This window comes from Bacillus sp. ISL-78 (assembly GCF_018613455.1).
In the GTDB taxonomy this organism is placed as follows: Bacteria; Bacillota; Bacilli; order Bacillales; family DSM-1321; genus Peribacillus; species Peribacillus frigoritolerans.
The window spans coordinates 171,495-187,635 of sequence record NZ_JAGGQC010000007.1 but is presented as its reverse complement, the minus strand read 5'-3'; the positions used below and the strand labels follow the sequence as shown (position 1 = coordinate 187,635).

The following is a 16,141-nucleotide window of genomic DNA, read 5'->3' as shown; positions in this document are numbered from 1 at the left end:
AATCTTCAACGATCAGCTTGTTCCGTGTCTTTTTATTTTTTTAATACCTTGGTTAATGCCAGGCGTTCCTGCTCCGTCAATGGCACGATTGGGAGTCTGACCGATCCAACGTCAATTCCATATAACTGAAGAGCTGTTTTGACAGGTGCAGGGCTTGGCGCTGCAAACAAACCTTTTATAAGCGGTAACAGTTCCTGATGCAGCCGGGCTGCCTCTTTCAAGTTCCCACTGATGAAGGCCTCCACTATTTTCTGCAACTCCTTGCCAGCAATATGTGAAGCAACCGATACTACACCCACACCACCAATCGCCAACACCGGTAGTGTTAAAGCATCGTCCCCGCTATATAATGCAAAATCTTCATCCGTGCCGGCTATGATTTGGGTCATAGCATTTAAATCCCCGCTTGCTTCCTTAACGGCTACGATATTGGGAATTTTCGAAAGGCGGATGATCGTTTCCGGTTCAATATTAACGGAAGCCCGCCCAGGGATATTATATATCATAACAGGGAGCGTCGTACTGGCTGCAATAGCCTTAAAATGCTGGTACAGACCTTCTTGATTCGTTTTACTATAATACGGGGCAACCAGCATTATCGCATCGGCGCCATTTTGTTCCGCCTTTTTTGTCAACTCGATGGAAGCATACGTATTGTTGCTTCCTGTACCCATGATGATGGGCACACGTTTTTCAACAACCTTAGAAACATGACGCAATAACGCGATTTTCTCCTCCGAAGATAAAGTTGGAGATTCCCCTGTCGTTCCCGACAGCACAAGTGAATCGGTCCCATTCGTTAATAAGTAATTAACCAATGAAGTCGTCTTTTGAAAATCAATATTTCCCTTGCTATCGAAAGGGGTGACCATCGCGGTTGATACTCTACCAAATATCATCATCTAACACCTCTTTAATTTTTAAAACATTTACTTAATAAAAACCTGATTATTGGACTTCCCCTACATGCAATTGAAATGCATAGTGCAGGGAATTAACGGCTTCTATTAAATCTTCTTCTTTTACGAGTACCCAAATTGTCGTATGGCTGTCAGCTGACTGGAGAATGGCAATTTCCTTTTCGGAAAGCGCCGTGACAATCTTCGCTGCCACGCCAGGTACTCCATTGATGCCTGCACCGACTACCGATACCTTGGCACAATTCCTTTCAATGACCGGTTCATGACCAAGCTCGGCCAAAATCGAGAGGGCAAGTTCTGTCATCTCTTCCGATACGGTATAAACTACACCACTTGGATATATATTTATAAAGTCAACTGAAATGGAGGCATTGGCCATCGCTTTGAAAACTTCAGCCTGTAAATTATATTGATCTTTTTTCGCACGGACCTTGATTTGAGTGATCTTTGGTACATGGGCAATCCCGGTCACAAGCCTTTCACGTATGTCACTGCCCTGGCTTCCCTTGTTCACGCTTGTAACAAGGGTTCCCAAACCTTCGCTGTATGTTGACCTTATCCGAATCGGGACTTTTGCCTGCATCGCAATTTCAACAGCTCTCGGATGTATGACCTTCGCCCCTTGATATGCCATGTTGCAAACTTCCGTATATGAAACGATTGATAATGGACGAGCTTGATCTGCAATGCGTGGATCTGCTGTCATGATTCCTTCGACATCCGTAAAAATATCGACCCGTTCAGCTTGCAATGCGGCACCTAATGCAGCTGCTGAAGTATCACTTCCACCACGGCCGATGGTCGTGATGTCACCATTTTTAGCAGCTCCCTGGAAACCTGCTACAACGACAACATCCTTCACCTCAAGTTCTTTCATGAGGCGATCGCATTTCATTTCGATTATTTTCGCACTGGAATAGTCGTTATTCGTCATGAATCCTGCTTGAGCTCCAGTATAAGCAACCGCATCAATACCATGTTCCAAGAGCATGTTAGTAAATACTACAGATGATATAGTTTCTCCGACAGACATAAGTAAATCCTGTTCTCGCTTTGAAAGGCTGGCTTTGGTTCCATTTACAAGGGAAAGTAAGGTATCCGTTGCATAAGGATCCCCTTTTCTTCCCATTGCTGAAACCACAACCACCACTTTATATCCTTCTTTAATCGCTTTTTCGATATGCCCCTTGGCAAATGAACGGCTTTCCTCATCACGAACGGATGTCCCGCCGTATTTCTGGACGATAATTTTCATAATATGCACCCCAAATATAAGCCAGCTCCCCGATCCGGGAAGCTGACAAAGACTCTCTATCCTATTGGAATTTGTTTTTCTGTCGAGTTCATTAAGAATAAATTATTACTTAACGGTAACCAAACCTAATTTCAAAAGGCTTTCAGCAATTTGAACGGAATTCCAAGCTGCACCTTTTAATAGATTATCGGAAACCACCCATAAATGGAAGCCTTTATCTTCATCCAAATCTTTGCGAATTCGACCGACGAATACATCATTCTTGCCGACGGATGAAGCAGGTGTTGGGTAAACTTGTTGTTCCGGTTCGTCTTCCAACACTATGCCAGGTGCCGTTCTCATTAAATCCTTGATTTTGGAAGCCGCTATGCCTTCTTTTTCAACTTCAATGTATACAGATTCCGAATGACCTGTTACAACAGGAAGCCTCACGCAAGTTGCAGCCACTGGAAGGTCTTGCATATGCATGATTTTCTTTGTTTCATTAATCATTTTCATCTCTTCGAATGTGTACCCATTATCTTGGAATTTATCGATTTGGGGAATGACGTTAAATGCGATTTGATAATGCTTTTCGTCCCCTTTTACCGGTAATATTTTCGGATCGATTTCTTTTTCATCAAGCAAGTCGCGAGCCTGTTCCTTTAATTCATTTATCGCTGCTGCACCTGCACCAGAAACAGCCTGGTAGGTAGAAACAACAATTTTTGATAAGCCATATGTCTGGCGGATAGGCTCTAATGCCACAACCATTTGGATAGTTGAACAATTCGGGTTTGCAATGATCCCATTATGCTGCTTCAAGTCTTCTTCATTCACTTCAGGAACGACTAGCGGCACATTTTCATCCATGCGGAAAGCGCTCGTATTATCCACCACTATCGCACCGCGTTTCACTGCTTCTGGAGCCAATTCCTTAGACACGCTTCCTCCAGCACTGAATAAAGCGATATCGATGCCTTCAAAGCTTTCAGGTTTTGCTTCCTGAACTTCGATTTCTTCGCCCTTAAACGTAAGTTTGATTCCTGCGGAACGAGCCGATGATAAAAAGATGATTTTCTTTATCGGTAAGTCCCTTTGTTCGAGTGTTGAAATCATTTGTTGTCCTACTGCTCCAGTTGCTCCCACAACTGCAATACGCAATCCCTGTGTCTCAGTCATTTATGCATACTCCTTTTCTATCTCTTAAATAAGTTATTTGTTGGATTTATTACTTCTTGTTCAGAATATCATTTATTTTATCACATTAACATTCCAAAGGGTCGGACTTTAACAAAATATTCTGGTAGTGGAGTGGTTTTTTATAACTTCAACCTACAAATTTATGCATATATACCAGTCGTTGAAAGCTAGATCCGTGGCAAAAACTTGTTCAGGCTAAATCATCCTTGAACCTTTCGACGATGACAGGTTGAATCTGTTCCCTCTCCAGTGCCGATATGATCGTATCCCTTATCATGCTCATCCTTGCAACCATGGAACTTGGTTTGCCTGTGGGATTATCCTGGCCATATGGAACAAAATAAATATCTTTTGCTGCCATCAGCCTCATTAGATTGACACCATTTAACCCAAGTGCATCATTTGTTGATATCGCGACCACGACTGGACGGTGATTCCTCATCGTCGCTTTTGCAGCCATAAGTACAGGCGAATCGGTAAGGGCATTTGCCATTTTACTCATTGAGTTACCCGTTAAAGGAGCGATCACCATACAATCGAGTGGCAATTTAGGTCCTAAAGGCTCCGCTTTGACGATTGTATCAACGACGTGATTCCCCGTCAATTTTTCTATTCTTTCGACCCAGTCTTCGCCCTTTCCAAAACGGGTTTCCGTGTTTTGAACAGTCGATGTTACGATTGGGATGACTTCCGCCCCTTCATTTACAAGTTTTTCTATTTCCGGAAACACTTCATCATATGTGCAATGTGATCCTGTTAATCCGAAACCAATCCGTTTACCTTTGAGACTCATATTATTTTCCCCTTCCTTTTCAAGAACTCGCCTTGAATCAATAGTCCCAGTGCATTCGCTAATATCTGACCAGCTGTTTTCGGGGCAACTATCCCCGGTAGGCTCGGTGCCAACAGCGCCTTAATTCCCCTTTTTTCAGCGTAACGAAAATCCGTCCCCCCCGGTTTTGAAGCAAGGTCGATGATTAATGTATGAACGGGCATATTAGCGATGACGTTTGCGGTAATTATAGGAAAAGGGATCGTATTGATACATATATCAACATTTTTCATTTCTGCAGCAAGATCATTTAAATGAAAAGGGGCTAATGCCATTTCACTGATCCTCGCTATATCTTCGCTTTTTCTTGCCCCCACCTTTACTTTTGCTCCAAGTGCCTGGAATGACCGGGCTACACTCATACCGACCCTTCCCAGTCCCAGAACGGCTACATTCGATCCATGAATAGTAAAATCCGTATGTTGAATGGCCATCATGATCGCACCCTCAACAGTGGGAATCGAATTATAAATAGCGACATCATCACGTTCGAACAATAGAACAAGTTTGCGATCCACCTTCTTGAATATCTCATCGAGGTAATCGTTACTGATTCCTGCATAAAAAGTGCAATGTTCCGGGGTATTTTTTATCATTTCTTCAGTCAAAACAACCTCTTCACTGGAAAAGATCGTTTCTACTTTCCCATCTGAATCCGTACCCCGGACAGGTAAAATAACTGAATCTAATTCCTTGAAGTTTATATCTTCCATTTTTCCCTTAACCGCTCCGGTAAAAGCATGGTCAAGCTGTTCAAAACCTACCAATAATAACTTTGCATCAAGCTCCGTCAGTTTACGGACAACTTCAAGCTGACGCGCATCTCCACCAATTACAGCGATTTGCATGCCTGTAAGCATTAAAACCGTCACCTTCTTTATTTAAAAGATCCTAAACATTCCTTGCCTCGTGATACAATTCCTTCAGGAAGCAATTCGGTTTTTGCTACATTCTCTAGTTACCCTGCCATCTTATGTTTTTACTTAAAAAACGGTGATAAGAAAAGAAAAAACGCCATAGCTATTGCCAGCTAAGGCGTTTTCGAAAGTGTATTTCGAGAAGTTCCAAGTAGTATGAAGCGAGCGTCATTATCCGTCCATATGCTCTCCTTCTTTAAGCGAGAGTCCTTCCTGAAAATCAATGATGACCATATCCGCACCGATTTTTTTTATATGTTCCCATGGCACTCTTATTTCACTGCCATTCCTTAAAAGGCCGAACCATTTGACAGATGGAATGATCAACGAGGTAATTTGTCCAGTTTCATCTATTTCCAAATCCGTCTGACCAAGGATTCCTAATCTTTCCGCCCTATTCACATCGACTATTTCCTTACCGCTCAGTTCGCTCAACCTCAATTTTGGTTCCCCCTTTTTCGTCTTCTATTCAATCTATATCCGAAAAAGGTAAACTTAGAAGGCATTTAACCAAATATTGTCCATAAAAACTGGACCCTCCCGCATTCAAAGAAAAAAAGCCTGCCCCCCCATTAATGAAGGTTCAGACTTGTTCGTTATTATTTGTCCCAATTTTCCAGTGGGCTCACTAATGACAAGGAATGTTCCGTAAAGATCTGATTTGCCAATTCATTGACGGTATCCTCAGTCACTTCGTCAATCTTGATGATGATATCATCAAGGGAACGGTGCTCACCCAACATAAGCTCATTTTTTCCGTTCCGGCTCATGCGGCTATTCGTGCTTTCAAGGCTGAGCATCAAGCTGCCTTTTAGTTGTTCTTTACTATTTCGTAATTCCTTTTCCGTAATGCCATCCCTTTTTAAAGTATCCAGTGTTTCCTGAATGGTTTCATACAGGCTGTCAAGCTGATTTGTGCCTGTCCCCCCATATACTGTCACCATACCGCTATCTTGATAGCTGGAGTGATAAGAGTAAACGGAATAGGCAAGGCCGCGTTGCTCCCTGACGTCCTGGAATAGACGGCTGCTCATGCTTCCCCCAAGGATATTATTCAAGGTAATCAGGCTGTATGTTTTATCGTTGCCTATTTCCAATCCGTTGTAACCAAGGCATAAGTGGGCTTGTTCCGTATCTTTTTTACGGGTGATCCTATTTTCGTGGAAGGAAGGTTTGACCAATTCAAGACGGTCTTCCCCTCCTTGATACGAGCCAAAGTAGCTTTCGACTTCCTTGATCAATTTTTCATCCACATTCCCAGCAATGGACACGACTACCTTATCGGGTGTATACATGTCATGGACGTATTTTTTTAGTGTATCACTATTGAAAGTGTCAAGCGTATTTTCCGTCCCTAGAATTGGATAACCAAGGGGGTGATTTTCATATACCGCCTTGCTTAAGAGGTCATGGACAATGTCATCTGGTGTGTCTTCGTACATTTTGATTTCTTCATAGACGACATTTTTTTCTTTTTTCAATTCTTCCCCATCAAATGTAGAGTTGAAGAACATATCAGCCAGGATTTCAAGCGCATAGCTTGCATGGTTATCCATTACTTTAGCATAATAGCATGTATATTCTTTTGATGTGAATGCATTCACCTGTCCACCGATACTATCGAACGATTCGGCAATTTCGCGCGCATTTCTCTTAGTTGTTCCTTTAAAGAACATATGCTCCAGAAAATGAGAAACCCCATTCAATTCTGGCGTTTCATTTCTTGAACCTGTTTTTATCCATACTCCAATTGCTGCTGAACGTACAGTTGGAATATTTTCCAATACAATTCTAACTCCATTTTGACACGTGTATTTCTTAATCAACTAACATTCCTCCCAATCATTCTATGCTGCTATCGTTACCAATACATTATGGATTCAATCGCTCTTCATCTACTGCTTCCGAAACGGTAACGATATCTAAATCTTTCTTTTTTATTTCAATTATTAACGTTTCCAATGATTTTGCAGTAGATTCAGTTGGATGCATCAATATAAATGCTCCAGGGTGTACCTTAGAAAGCACTCTTTGTTGAAGGACTTCAGGGCTTGGCTTTTGCCAGTCGATCGTATCCACACTCCACATGGCGGTCTCCATACCGAAAGAATCCGCGATTTTCACCGTTTCATCCCGGTAGCTTCCACTTGGTGGTGCGAACCATTTCATTTTCAAACCTGTCACAGCTTCAATGACTTCATTCGTTTTTCGAATTTCCTCACGTGTAGCTTGTGCGGATATGTTTTTCATATCTGGATGTGAATAAGAATGATTTCCAATTTCGTGCCCGCCACCCTTAATCATCTTGGCCAATTCGGGATTTTTCTTGGTCCAATTACCTTCAAGGAAAAATGTGGCCTTGACATTATTCTTTTTTAACACGGCCAACATATCTTGTAAGTATTCATTCCCCCAGGCCACATTGATTAAAAATGATACCACTGGCTTTTCGGGATGGGCCCGGTAAATGGGAGCAGGATCAAGATCCTCCATATGTATCTTTGCAGGGACCTGCTGAAATACCAGCTTATTCTTATCGAACACGCCCTCCTTCTTCATGGCTTTATAAGAATCATCAATATTTACCTTCAGGCCATTATATGCAGGAACGGTTTTCCAAACAGAATCTATTCGTGCATCCTGTGGTGCAATCTCATATTTTTTTGTTGATTCTTTTATTTGTAAAAGTAGCTCGTCTTCTTGCTTCATTGAAGCAACTGAATCATCGGTTAATTGGGTCAAATAAATTTGTGTATATGGATTTTGCACTAATAACCATGATATACCTGCAATGGCACTTATCGCAACTATCTGCTTCCATTTATTATTCATTTTTTACGCCCCCTTCATACCAAAATGTATGAAGAAAACGGACAAGGTAGAACATGACATCCTTTTAACGCCATTCGCCCGATGGATATTCCAATACCTTTAAACAAAAAAAGCATGCAGATTCACAAGGAATCGCATGCCGGATTTCTATTTTCAATTACGATTGAGAAGGGTTGGCTGCCTCTTTTTGCTCTTTCAAGACTGCTTTACGGGAAAGGTTAACCCTTCCTTGCTTATCGATCTCAGTGACTTTGACCAATAATTCATCGCCAAGTGAAACGACATCTTCCACTTTTCCGACTCTTTCTTCAGCCAGTTCAGAAATATGTACCAAACCGTCTTTACCATTGAAGATTTCAACGAAGGCACCGAACTTTTCGATACGTTTAACTTTACCTAAGTATAGCTCGCCCACTACGACTTCACGTACGATATCTTCAATGATTTTCTTCGCTTTTTGAATCATTGGTTCATCAGTAGAAGATATGAATACCGTTCCATCTTGTTCGATGTCGATTTTCACGCCAGTTTCTTCAATGATTTTGTTGATATGTTTTCCGCTCGGTCCAATGACATCTCGGATCTTATCCGGATTTATGGACATTGTAACGATTTTTGGAGCATATTTGGATAACTGCTCACGCGGTTGATTGATGGTTGACATCATTGATTCCAAAATGTGCATCCGGCCATGTTTGGCTTGAAGTAAAGCTTCTTCAAGAATCTCTCTTGAAAGTCCTTCAATCTTAATATCCATTTGTAGGGCAGTAACACCTTTTGAAGTCCCTGCAACTTTAAAGTCCATGTCTCCCAGATGATCTTCCATACCTTGGATATCCGTTAAGATTGTATAGTGCTCACCTGATTTGACTAGGCCCATGGCAATACCGGCAACTGGAGCTTTCAATGGAACCCCGGCATCCATCATTGCCAAAGTGCTTGCACAGATACTTGCTTGTGATGTTGAACCGTTCGATTCAAGGACTTCAGAAACAAGCCTGATTGTATATGGGAAGTCTTTATCGTTTGGAATGACGGGCTCCAATGCTCTTTCACCAAGTGCACCATGACCGATTTCACGGCGCCCTGCCCCACGGATAGGACCTGTTTCACCTACACTGAAATGCGGGAAATTATAGTGATGCATAAAACGTTTTGACTCTTCGGTCCCGAGTCCGTCCAGAATCTGCACATCACCAAGTGCACCTAATGTACAGATGGATAGCGCCTGGGTTTGTCCGCGTGTGAACAATCCGGAACCGTGTGTACGGGGCAGAATCGTGACTTCAGATGATAATGGTCTGATTTCATCAGGATTACGGCCATCCGGACGCACTTTTTCTTCCGTGATCAAACGGCGGACTTCGGATTTAACCAATTTATTAAGGATTTCTTTGATTTGCTTTAATTTTTCTTCATCAGTTTCTTCTTCATAATGAACCAATACACGATCTTTTACTGCTTTGATCGCGTCTTCACGAGCATGTTTTTCCTGAACTTGTACAGCTTTGTTCAAGTCTGCTTCACATAGGCCTTTCACTTCTGCTTCCAGTTCCGCATCCACTTGGTATAAAGTGACCTGCATTTTTTCCTTGCCGATTTCAGCAACGATTTTCTCTTGGAATGCAATGATCTTCTTGATTTCATCATGTCCGAACATGATTGCTTCAAGCATCGTTTCCTCTGGTACTTCATTCGCTCCGGCTTCAACCATGTTGATGGCATCTTTAGTGCCGGCAACCGTCAGATTGATGTCACTTTTAGCTAGTTGGTCAACAGTAGGGTTAATAATGAATTCATTATTGATTCTCCCCACTACAACTCCAGCAATCGGACCTTCGAACGGAATATCGGAAACTGAAAGTGCAAGGGAAGAACCTAGCATGGCTGCCATTTCCGTAGAGCAATCTTGATCGACACTCATGACCATGCTGATGATCTGAACATCGTTCCTGAAGCCATCGGCGAAAAGCGGACGGATTGGACGATCGATTAAACGGCTAGCAAGAATTGCCCTTTCACTCGGTCGTCCTTCACGTTTGATGAAGCCTCCCGGAATTTTACCGACTGCATAAAGCCTTTCTTCGTAGTTGACTGTCAAAGGGAAGAAGTCAACATTTCTAGGTTCCTTCGAAGCTGTCGCAGTACTTAATACAGCAGTTTCTCCATAACGGACTAAAACTGCCCCGTTCGCTTGTTTGGCTAATTGCCCTATCTCTACCGTTACATTACGGCCGGCCCAGTCAAATGAATACGTATGTTTTTCCTGTCCCATTTATTAAACCCCTCTCTGAATCTTCACTTAGAGGTTTAGTTTACCTAAACCTGTATTGGATTAAATCATTTATATGTGAAAGTAACTGAACTCGAGTTAAAACCAAACTATTCCTATTATGCACGAAAAAAACAAGCATTAACAGTAAAATGAATAAAAATTTCATTCATTTGATTATGTATATCCTGATCATTTATAAATGGAAAAGGACCCGGCTCCTGCCGAGTCCCAAGGACGAAGGCCCAGCCTTAAGTAGAACACGTCCAAATCATTTGATTAACATCAAAAAAGCGGGAAATTTCCCGCCTTCCTGAAAAAATTATCTACGTAGACCTAATTTGTTAATTAGTGTACGGTAACGAGTAACGTCTTTGTTACGTAGGTAAGTTAAAAGATTACGACGTTTACCTACCATTTTTAGAAGACCGCGACGTGAATGGTGGTCTTTTTTGTGTGTGCGTAAGTGATCGTTCAAGTTGTTGATTTCTTCTGTTAATACTGCGATTTGAACTTCTGGAGATCCAGTGTCAGTATCGTGAGTTCTGAATTCTGCGATAAGTTCGTTTTTGCGTACTTGTGTAATTGCCATGTTATTATTCCTCCTAAAATTCTGTAAAATCACCTATTACCGAGCCAGCGTCGGAGTCTCGACTAGCCAAGCAATGGTTATTTTCATACATACAATAGAATACATGTTTTTCATTAAAATTGCAAGTCTTGTCTTTTATGCTTCAAGCTTTGCAAAATAGGCTATTGCATTTTGCTTATCCGTTTCGATCTGAGCGACCAATGCCTCAAGTCCGGAAAATTTATGCTCACTCCGAAGTCTTGTATGCCATTCAACCGAAACCTGGTTGCCATAAATATCTCCCGAGAACTCCAAGGCATGGACCTCAACAGTGGGATATTTAGGTTTTTCTTCGTGGAACGTAGGTTTGTATCCGACATTGCAAACCCCTTTATACCAATTACCACTTATTTTGATCCTGACGGCGTACACGCCTGCTGCAGGGAAGATATAATCATCACTTACTTCAATATTAGCGGTGGGGAAACCCAACTTCCTGCCCCGCTTTTCACCGTGAACGACATGACCTTTCGTTATATAGCGTCGTCCAGCCAAATGATAAAAGTCGGAAAAGTTGCCATTACCGAGAGTTTCCCTGATTCTCGTCGAGCTAACCTTTTCATCTTCAAGTGTCTGTTTTGCAACGACTGTCTGCGAAAATCTGCCTTGTGCGTAAACAGGCAAATCTTCCATCGACCCTTGACCATAGCGACCGTATGAATAATCAAAGCCTGCAACTACATGACGGACATTCAGCCCGGCAATGTATTCGTCAACGAATCGTTCCGGCAGTACCGAAGCAAATTCCTTGCTGAAATGGACAATGAATAAATAATCGATCCCCATCGACTCTATGATATCCACCTTATCTTCAAGTGGAGTGATATATCGGATATTTTCCGTTTTCCTACCCAGTACTGCAGAAGGGTGCGGGTCAAATGTCATGACTGCTGACTTAAGATTCATTTCATCGGCTTTTTGCTTGGCGGTTTGAATGACTATTTGATGGCCTTTATGTATGCCATCAAAAAATCCAAGCGCCATTACAAGCTCGGGAAAATCATCCGTATTAAGTTGATGAGGATGCTCTATTGCGATCACTTTCACCTTTCAATCTCCTCTTTCCGGCGGTAAAACGGTCTATAATTCTTGTGCCAATACTTTTACAGGTTTAATTAATCCCTCTTTTGTCGGATGTATTTGATAAATGGCAATTGCCTTATCTGCTGGATCGACCATCACAAATGGCATTCCTTTTTCAACAACAACATCCTTTGATTGTTCCAATACCGCGCCGTTAAGTACTTTCTTTGCTACTTTATCACTAATCTGAAATTTGGGCAAATGAAATAATCCCCGCTCTAAAGGCAACAGAAATTCATCCATTTGACCATTTTCCATGAACTCTTCCACTTCAGAAAATGTGAAACAGTCCTCCTGCTTAAAACCTGCTGATTCAATACGCGTCAAGTCTGACATATGAGCAGGAAAACCCAGTTCTTCGCCCATCATGACTGCAAGTGTCCGAATATAGGTTCCTTTGCTGCAATTTACGCGAAAACGAAAAGATATGGTTTCCCCTTTAAATTCAGAACGATCATCGAGAAGGGTAATATCATAGATGGTGACCTCCCTTGTCGGCCTCTCCACCTCTATCCCTGCACGGGCATACTCATATAATTTCTTCCCGTTTACCTTTACCGCTGAAAACATCGGCGGCGTCTGTTCAATTTTTCCTGTCAATGATTCAAGCACTTCGAGAATCCGTTTACGCTGAATCACTTGATCAATCTTTTTCTCTTCGACTTTTTCGCCGCTTGCATCTTCAGTTGTCGTTGAAAAACCAAGGGTCACTTCCCCTTCATAAGCTTTACCGGTTTCTGTCAGATATTCGGCTATCTTTGTTGCCCTGCCAATACAAATAGGTAAAACCCCTGTTACATCAGGATCTAAAGTACCTGTGTGCCCAACCTTTTTTGTCTTTAAAATCTTTCTTAATTTAAAAACACAATCATGGGATGTCAATCCCTTGGGTTTCCATAATGGAAGAATACCGTTCACGCTTTCACCTCATCTTTTATAAAACACCTTAAACGATTATGAACCCCGCCCCGAAAGGTGTTTTTCCTTTTTTCATATTCGGTTTCAAAAAAAAGAGACCGACTTCAAGAAGTGCAAAGCACTTATTGAGTCGGCCTCCTTTTACTGCTTGCTTATTCCTCGTCTTTTTCAGCCGGTTTATCCTCTGAATTGATTTGGGAAATCAACGACTCGATACGATTACCATAATCGACCGATTCATCAAATTCAAAAAACAGCTCAGGGGTTTTGCGCAGGCGGATTCGCTGCCCAATTTCTGAACGCATGAATCCTTTTGCCTTAGCTAGACCTTGCAGGGTTTTCTCCCTTTGTTCCTGGTCACCCAAAACGGAAATATAAACAGTTGCCTGTTGTAAATCGCCTGTAACCGCGACATCCGTCACTGTAACAAATCCGATTCTTGGATCTTTAATTTTTCGGCCGATAATTTCACTCAGCTCTTTTTTCATTTGTTCGCCAACACGATTTGAACGAAGGCTCATAATATCACCTCGATAGCCTAAAGCCAGTCTATATCTGTTATTGTTCGCTCTAGTTCCGGAAAAGAATCTAGAAATTTAAGGGCATTTTGAAGTTCCCGTTCTGTAGCCTTCCTTGAGGATGTTACGGTTACGATTGAAATCTTTGTCCGCTGCCATAAATCCTGAAAATCGGTTTCTGCTACAGAAATATTGAACTTCTGCTTAAGCCGTGTCATGACCCGCTGAAGCACGGCCCTTTTTTCTTTTAAAGAATGGGTGTCATGGATGATGCATTCACATTGGACGGAGCCAACGATCATTTACGTTCGATCTCTTCCATTACATACGCTTCAATTACATCGCCCTCTTTAAGGTCGTTGTAATTTTTAATCGTAATACCGCACTCATAGTTCGTTGCCACTTCTTTAACATCATCTTTAAAACGTTTCAATGCATCAATTTCACCTTCGTAAATGACGACACCTTCACGAATTAAGCGAATTCCGCTATCACGTGTAATTTTTCCTTCTGTAACGTAAGAACCGGCAATCGTGCCCACCTTGGATACTTTGAAAGTCGTACGAACCTCAGCCTGACCGATAATTTTTTCTTCGAATTCAGGGTCAAGCATCCCTTTCATAGCCGACTCGATCTCTTCGATCGCTTTATAGATGATGCGGTGCAGGCGGACATCAACATTTTCTGATTCAGCTGCACGCTTCGCATTCACGTCAGGACGGACGTTAAATCCGATGACGATTGCATTTGAAGCTGTAGCAAGGATGATGTCAGACTCTGTAATGGCACCAACGCCTATGTGAATGATTTTCACTTTAGCGCCTTCCACTTCTATTTTATTCAGGGAAGCGGCTACTGCTTCAGCAGAACCTTGAACATCAGCTTTTAGAATGATGTTCAATTCTTTAATTTCCCCTTCTTTCATTTGTTCGAACAAAGTATCCAGGGTTACACGGGATTTCTCATTACGTTGTGAAGCAAGTTGTCTCTGTGCACGCACTTCCCCAACTTGACGGGCCGTTTTCTCATCTTCAAAGACGATGAAACGATCGCCAGCTTGCGGCACTTCGTTCAATCCAGTGATTTCAACCGGTGTTGAAGGACCTGCATCCTTAACACGGCGTCCAAGATCGTTAACCATCGCACGAACACGTCCGAATGTATTACCGATAACAATCGGATCCCCGATTTTCAACGTTCCGTTTTGAACAAGCAATGTGGCAACCGATCCGCGCCCTTTATCCAAACGCGCTTCGATAACCGTTCCATTTGCTTTACGAGATGGATTCGCTTTATACTCCTCCACTTCACTGACAAGAAGAATCATTTCAAGCAAGCTATCGATACCCTCACCGTTCTTAGCTGAAATTGGTACGAAAATAGTGTCTCCGCCCCATGCTTCAGAAACTAAACCATGTTCTGTCAATTCTTGCATTACACGATCCGGATTGGCAGCTTCTTTATCCATCTTATTGACAGCGACGATAATTGGTACTTCTGCCGCTTTAGCATGGTTGATCGCTTCAATCGTTTGAGGCATAACGCCATCATCCGCAGCGACGACAAGAATGGTGATATCGGTAACTTGTGCACCGCGGGCACGCATTGTTGTAAACGCAGCATGACCTGGTGTATCAAGGAATGTTATTTTCTTGTCGTTAACTTTAACTTGATAAGCACCGATATGCTGAGTGATTCCGCCCGCTTCGCCTTCAGTGACTTTTGTATGGCGTATAGAATCAAGCAATGTCGTTTTACCATGGTCAACGTGCCCCATGATCGTCACGACAGCCGGACGTTCAATCAAATCTTCAGAAGCATCCTCAGTGACAAGTGATTCAAGATCTGTTAGGTCGACACGAATCTCTTCTTCGGCCACTACACCGTATTCCGCACAAATCAATTCAATTGCATCTTTATCCAAAGTTTGGTTGATTGTTGCCATAACACCAAGCATAAAGAGCTTTTTAATGATTTCAGAAGGTTCACGGTGGAGTTTTTTTCCAAGTTCCATAACCGTCAAAGACTCATAAAACGTAATTTTCTCTGGAAGTTCTCTTTCTTTACGTTTTGTAACAGGTGCCTGAGGCGCTTGTTGTCTTTGTTTATTATTTTTATTCTTGTTATTGCGACCCTTGTTGAACTGGCCGCCAGTTGGTTTTTTCGTCCCTACAGGTTTAACTGGTGGTTTCTTCTTCAGTTTTTCTTTATTGACAGTGCTCTTTTCATCCGCTTCGGCTTCGTACTTCGCAACTGTAGCGTTAGCTTTTGGCTCTTGGCTTTTATCTTCGTTTTTAGGTTTGATTGAATCGTTTAATTTATTTACAGTTGAATCGTCTAATGCTGTCATATGGTTTGTTACCTCTATATTCATTTCTTTAAGTTTATTTATTACATCCTTGCTTGAAACGTTCTTTTGTTTTGCATATTCATATACACGCAATTTTGTCATACGTTCACCCCCGTAAAATTTAATCGAGCAGCGTTCGGAGTTTTTGTGCAAAACCTTCATCCAGAACTGCGACGGCAACTCTAGCATCCTTACCTATCGCATGGCCGAGCAATGACCTGCTTTCGACTCTTTTTAAAGGAACCTGATAAAATGCGCACTTATCAGATATTTTTTTTTCAGTGTTTTTTGAAGCGTCCGCGGATAAAATAACAACTTTGGCATTACCGCTTCTAATCTCTTTAACCACTAATTCTTCACCCGAAATTAGCTTGCGTGCTCGATTGGCCAAACCTAATAGAGACATCCATTGTTGTTGTTGGGTCATGGTG

Annotated in this window: 16 protein-coding genes; all 16 read right to left on the bottom strand. The window is 42.0% G+C overall.

Features of this window, described 5'->3' with window-relative positions; translation table 11 throughout:
• Positions 1–32 precede the first annotated feature (32 nt).
• Positions 33–902 (bottom strand): 4-hydroxy-tetrahydrodipicolinate synthase, encoded by an 870-nt coding sequence (dapA, locus tag J7I96_RS09640; RefSeq protein ID WP_214768492.1) that lies wholly within the window; start codon positions 900–902, stop codon positions 33–35.
• Between the two features lie 46 nt (positions 903–948).
• Positions 949–2,175 carry an aspartate kinase gene (gene dapG / locus J7I96_RS09635; protein ID WP_214922966.1) on the bottom strand — a complete coding sequence of 409 codons (1,227 nt, stop codon included), beginning with the start codon at positions 2,173–2,175 and terminating at the stop codon, positions 949–951.
• Positions 2,176–2,280: 105 nt separating this feature from the next.
• On the bottom strand, positions 2,281–3,336 hold the full coding sequence (asd, locus tag J7I96_RS09630) for an aspartate-semialdehyde dehydrogenase (RefSeq protein WP_214922964.1): 1,056 nt from the start codon (positions 3,334–3,336) through the stop codon (positions 2,281–2,283).
• A 211-nt stretch (positions 3,337–3,547) separates the two neighbouring features.
• Positions 3,548–4,150, bottom strand: coding sequence for a dipicolinate synthase subunit B (locus J7I96_RS09625; RefSeq protein ID WP_034313581.1), 603 nt, complete (start codon positions 4,148–4,150; stop codon positions 3,548–3,550).
• The gene (gene dpaA, locus J7I96_RS09620) at positions 4,147–5,049 is read right to left on the bottom strand and encodes a dipicolinic acid synthetase subunit A (RefSeq protein WP_214922962.1); all 903 of its coding nucleotides are present in this window, start codon (positions 5,047–5,049) and stop codon (positions 4,147–4,149) included. Before dpaA ends, J7I96_RS09625 begins: the two co-directional genes overlap by 4 nt.
• 228 nt (positions 5,050–5,277) lie before the next feature.
• Positions 5,278–5,547, bottom strand: coding sequence for a YlmC/YmxH family sporulation protein (locus J7I96_RS09615; RefSeq protein WP_214768495.1), 270 nt, complete (start codon positions 5,545–5,547; stop codon positions 5,278–5,280).
• A 158-nt stretch (positions 5,548–5,705) separates the two neighbouring features.
• Positions 5,706–6,932 carry a M16 family metallopeptidase gene (locus tag J7I96_RS09610; protein WP_214768496.1) on the bottom strand — a complete coding sequence of 409 codons (1,227 nt, stop codon included), beginning with the start codon at positions 6,930–6,932 and terminating at the stop codon, positions 5,706–5,708.
• A 46-nt stretch (positions 6,933–6,978) separates the two neighbouring features.
• Positions 6,979–7,938: a polysaccharide deacetylase family protein gene (locus J7I96_RS09605; protein ID WP_214922961.1), complete on the bottom strand. Its 960-nt coding sequence runs from the start codon at positions 7,936–7,938 to the stop codon at positions 6,979–6,981.
• Positions 7,939–8,095: 157 nt separating this feature from the next.
• Positions 8,096–10,213, bottom strand: coding sequence for a polyribonucleotide nucleotidyltransferase (gene pnp, locus J7I96_RS09600; protein WP_034313594.1), 2,118 nt, complete (start codon positions 10,211–10,213; stop codon positions 8,096–8,098).
• Positions 10,214–10,532: 319 nt separating this feature from the next.
• Entirely contained in the window at positions 10,533–10,802 is a 270-nt protein-coding gene (rpsO, locus tag J7I96_RS09595; protein ID WP_034313598.1) for a 30S ribosomal protein S15, read from the bottom strand.
• A gap of 135 nt (positions 10,803–10,937) precedes the next feature.
• Positions 10,938–11,888 carry a bifunctional riboflavin kinase/FAD synthetase gene (gene ribF / locus J7I96_RS09590; RefSeq protein ID WP_214768498.1) on the bottom strand — a complete coding sequence of 317 codons (951 nt, stop codon included), beginning with the start codon at positions 11,886–11,888 and terminating at the stop codon, positions 10,938–10,940.
• A gap of 33 nt (positions 11,889–11,921) precedes the next feature.
• Complete coding sequence (gene truB / locus J7I96_RS09585; RefSeq protein WP_214922960.1) at positions 11,922–12,842, bottom strand: tRNA pseudouridine(55) synthase TruB; 921 nt, start codon at positions 12,840–12,842, stop codon at positions 11,922–11,924.
• A 152-nt stretch (positions 12,843–12,994) separates the two neighbouring features.
• Positions 12,995–13,363, bottom strand: coding sequence for a 30S ribosome-binding factor RbfA (rbfA, locus tag J7I96_RS09580; RefSeq protein ID WP_034313607.1), 369 nt, complete (start codon positions 13,361–13,363; stop codon positions 12,995–12,997).
• 17 nt (positions 13,364–13,380) lie between these two features.
• A complete protein-coding gene (locus J7I96_RS09575) occupies positions 13,381–13,662 on the bottom strand; it encodes a DUF503 domain-containing protein (RefSeq protein ID WP_034313609.1) in 282 nt (93 codons plus the stop codon).
• Positions 13,659–15,812, bottom strand: a complete 2,154-nt coding sequence (gene infB, locus J7I96_RS09570; RefSeq protein WP_053534384.1) for a translation initiation factor IF-2 — start codon at positions 15,810–15,812, stop codon at positions 13,659–13,661. The genes J7I96_RS09575 and infB overlap by 4 nt, the downstream gene beginning before the upstream one ends.
• Positions 15,813–15,831: 19 nt before the next feature.
• Positions 15,832–16,137 carry a YlxQ family RNA-binding protein gene (locus J7I96_RS09565; protein WP_034313614.1) on the bottom strand — a complete coding sequence of 102 codons (306 nt, stop codon included), beginning with the start codon at positions 16,135–16,137 and terminating at the stop codon, positions 15,832–15,834.
• Positions 16,138–16,141 lie beyond the last annotated feature (4 nt).

Coding starts and splice junctions, on each gene's coding strand:
- dapG (WP_214922966.1), bottom strand. CDS start 2,175: ATGAAAATTATCGTCCAGAAATACGGCGGGACATCCGTTCGTGATGAG.
- J7I96_RS09605 (WP_214922961.1), bottom strand. CDS start 7,938: ATGAATAATAAATGGAAGCAGATAGTTGCGATAAGTGCCATTGCAGGT.
- J7I96_RS09625 (WP_034313581.1), bottom strand. CDS start 4,150: ATGAGTCTCAAAGGTAAACGGATTGGTTTCGGATTAACAGGATCACAT.
- J7I96_RS09565 (WP_034313614.1), bottom strand. CDS start 16,137: ATGACCCAACAACAACAATGGATGTCTCTATTAGGTTTGGCCAATCGA.
- dapA (WP_214768492.1), bottom strand. CDS start 902: ATGATGATATTTGGTAGAGTATCAACCGCGATGGTCACCCCTTTCGAT.
- pnp (WP_034313594.1), bottom strand. CDS start 10,213: ATGGGACAGGAAAAACATACGTATTCATTTGACTGGGCCGGCCGTAAT.
- rpsO (WP_034313598.1), bottom strand. CDS start 10,802: ATGGCAATTACACAAGTACGCAAAAACGAACTTATCGCAGAATTCAGA.
- J7I96_RS09575 (WP_034313609.1), bottom strand. CDS start 13,662: ATGATCGTTGGCTCCGTCCAATGTGAATGCATCATCCATGACACCCAT.
- dpaA (WP_214922962.1), bottom strand. CDS start 5,049: ATGCTTACAGGCATGCAAATCGCTGTAATTGGTGGAGATGCGCGTCAG.
- asd (WP_214922964.1), bottom strand. CDS start 3,336: ATGACTGAGACACAGGGATTGCGTATTGCAGTTGTGGGAGCAACTGGA.
- infB (WP_053534384.1), bottom strand. CDS start 15,812: ATGACAAAATTGCGTGTATATGAATATGCAAAACAAAAGAACGTTTCA.
- rbfA (WP_034313607.1), bottom strand. CDS start 13,363: ATGAGCCTTCGTTCAAATCGTGTTGGCGAACAAATGAAAAAAGAGCTG.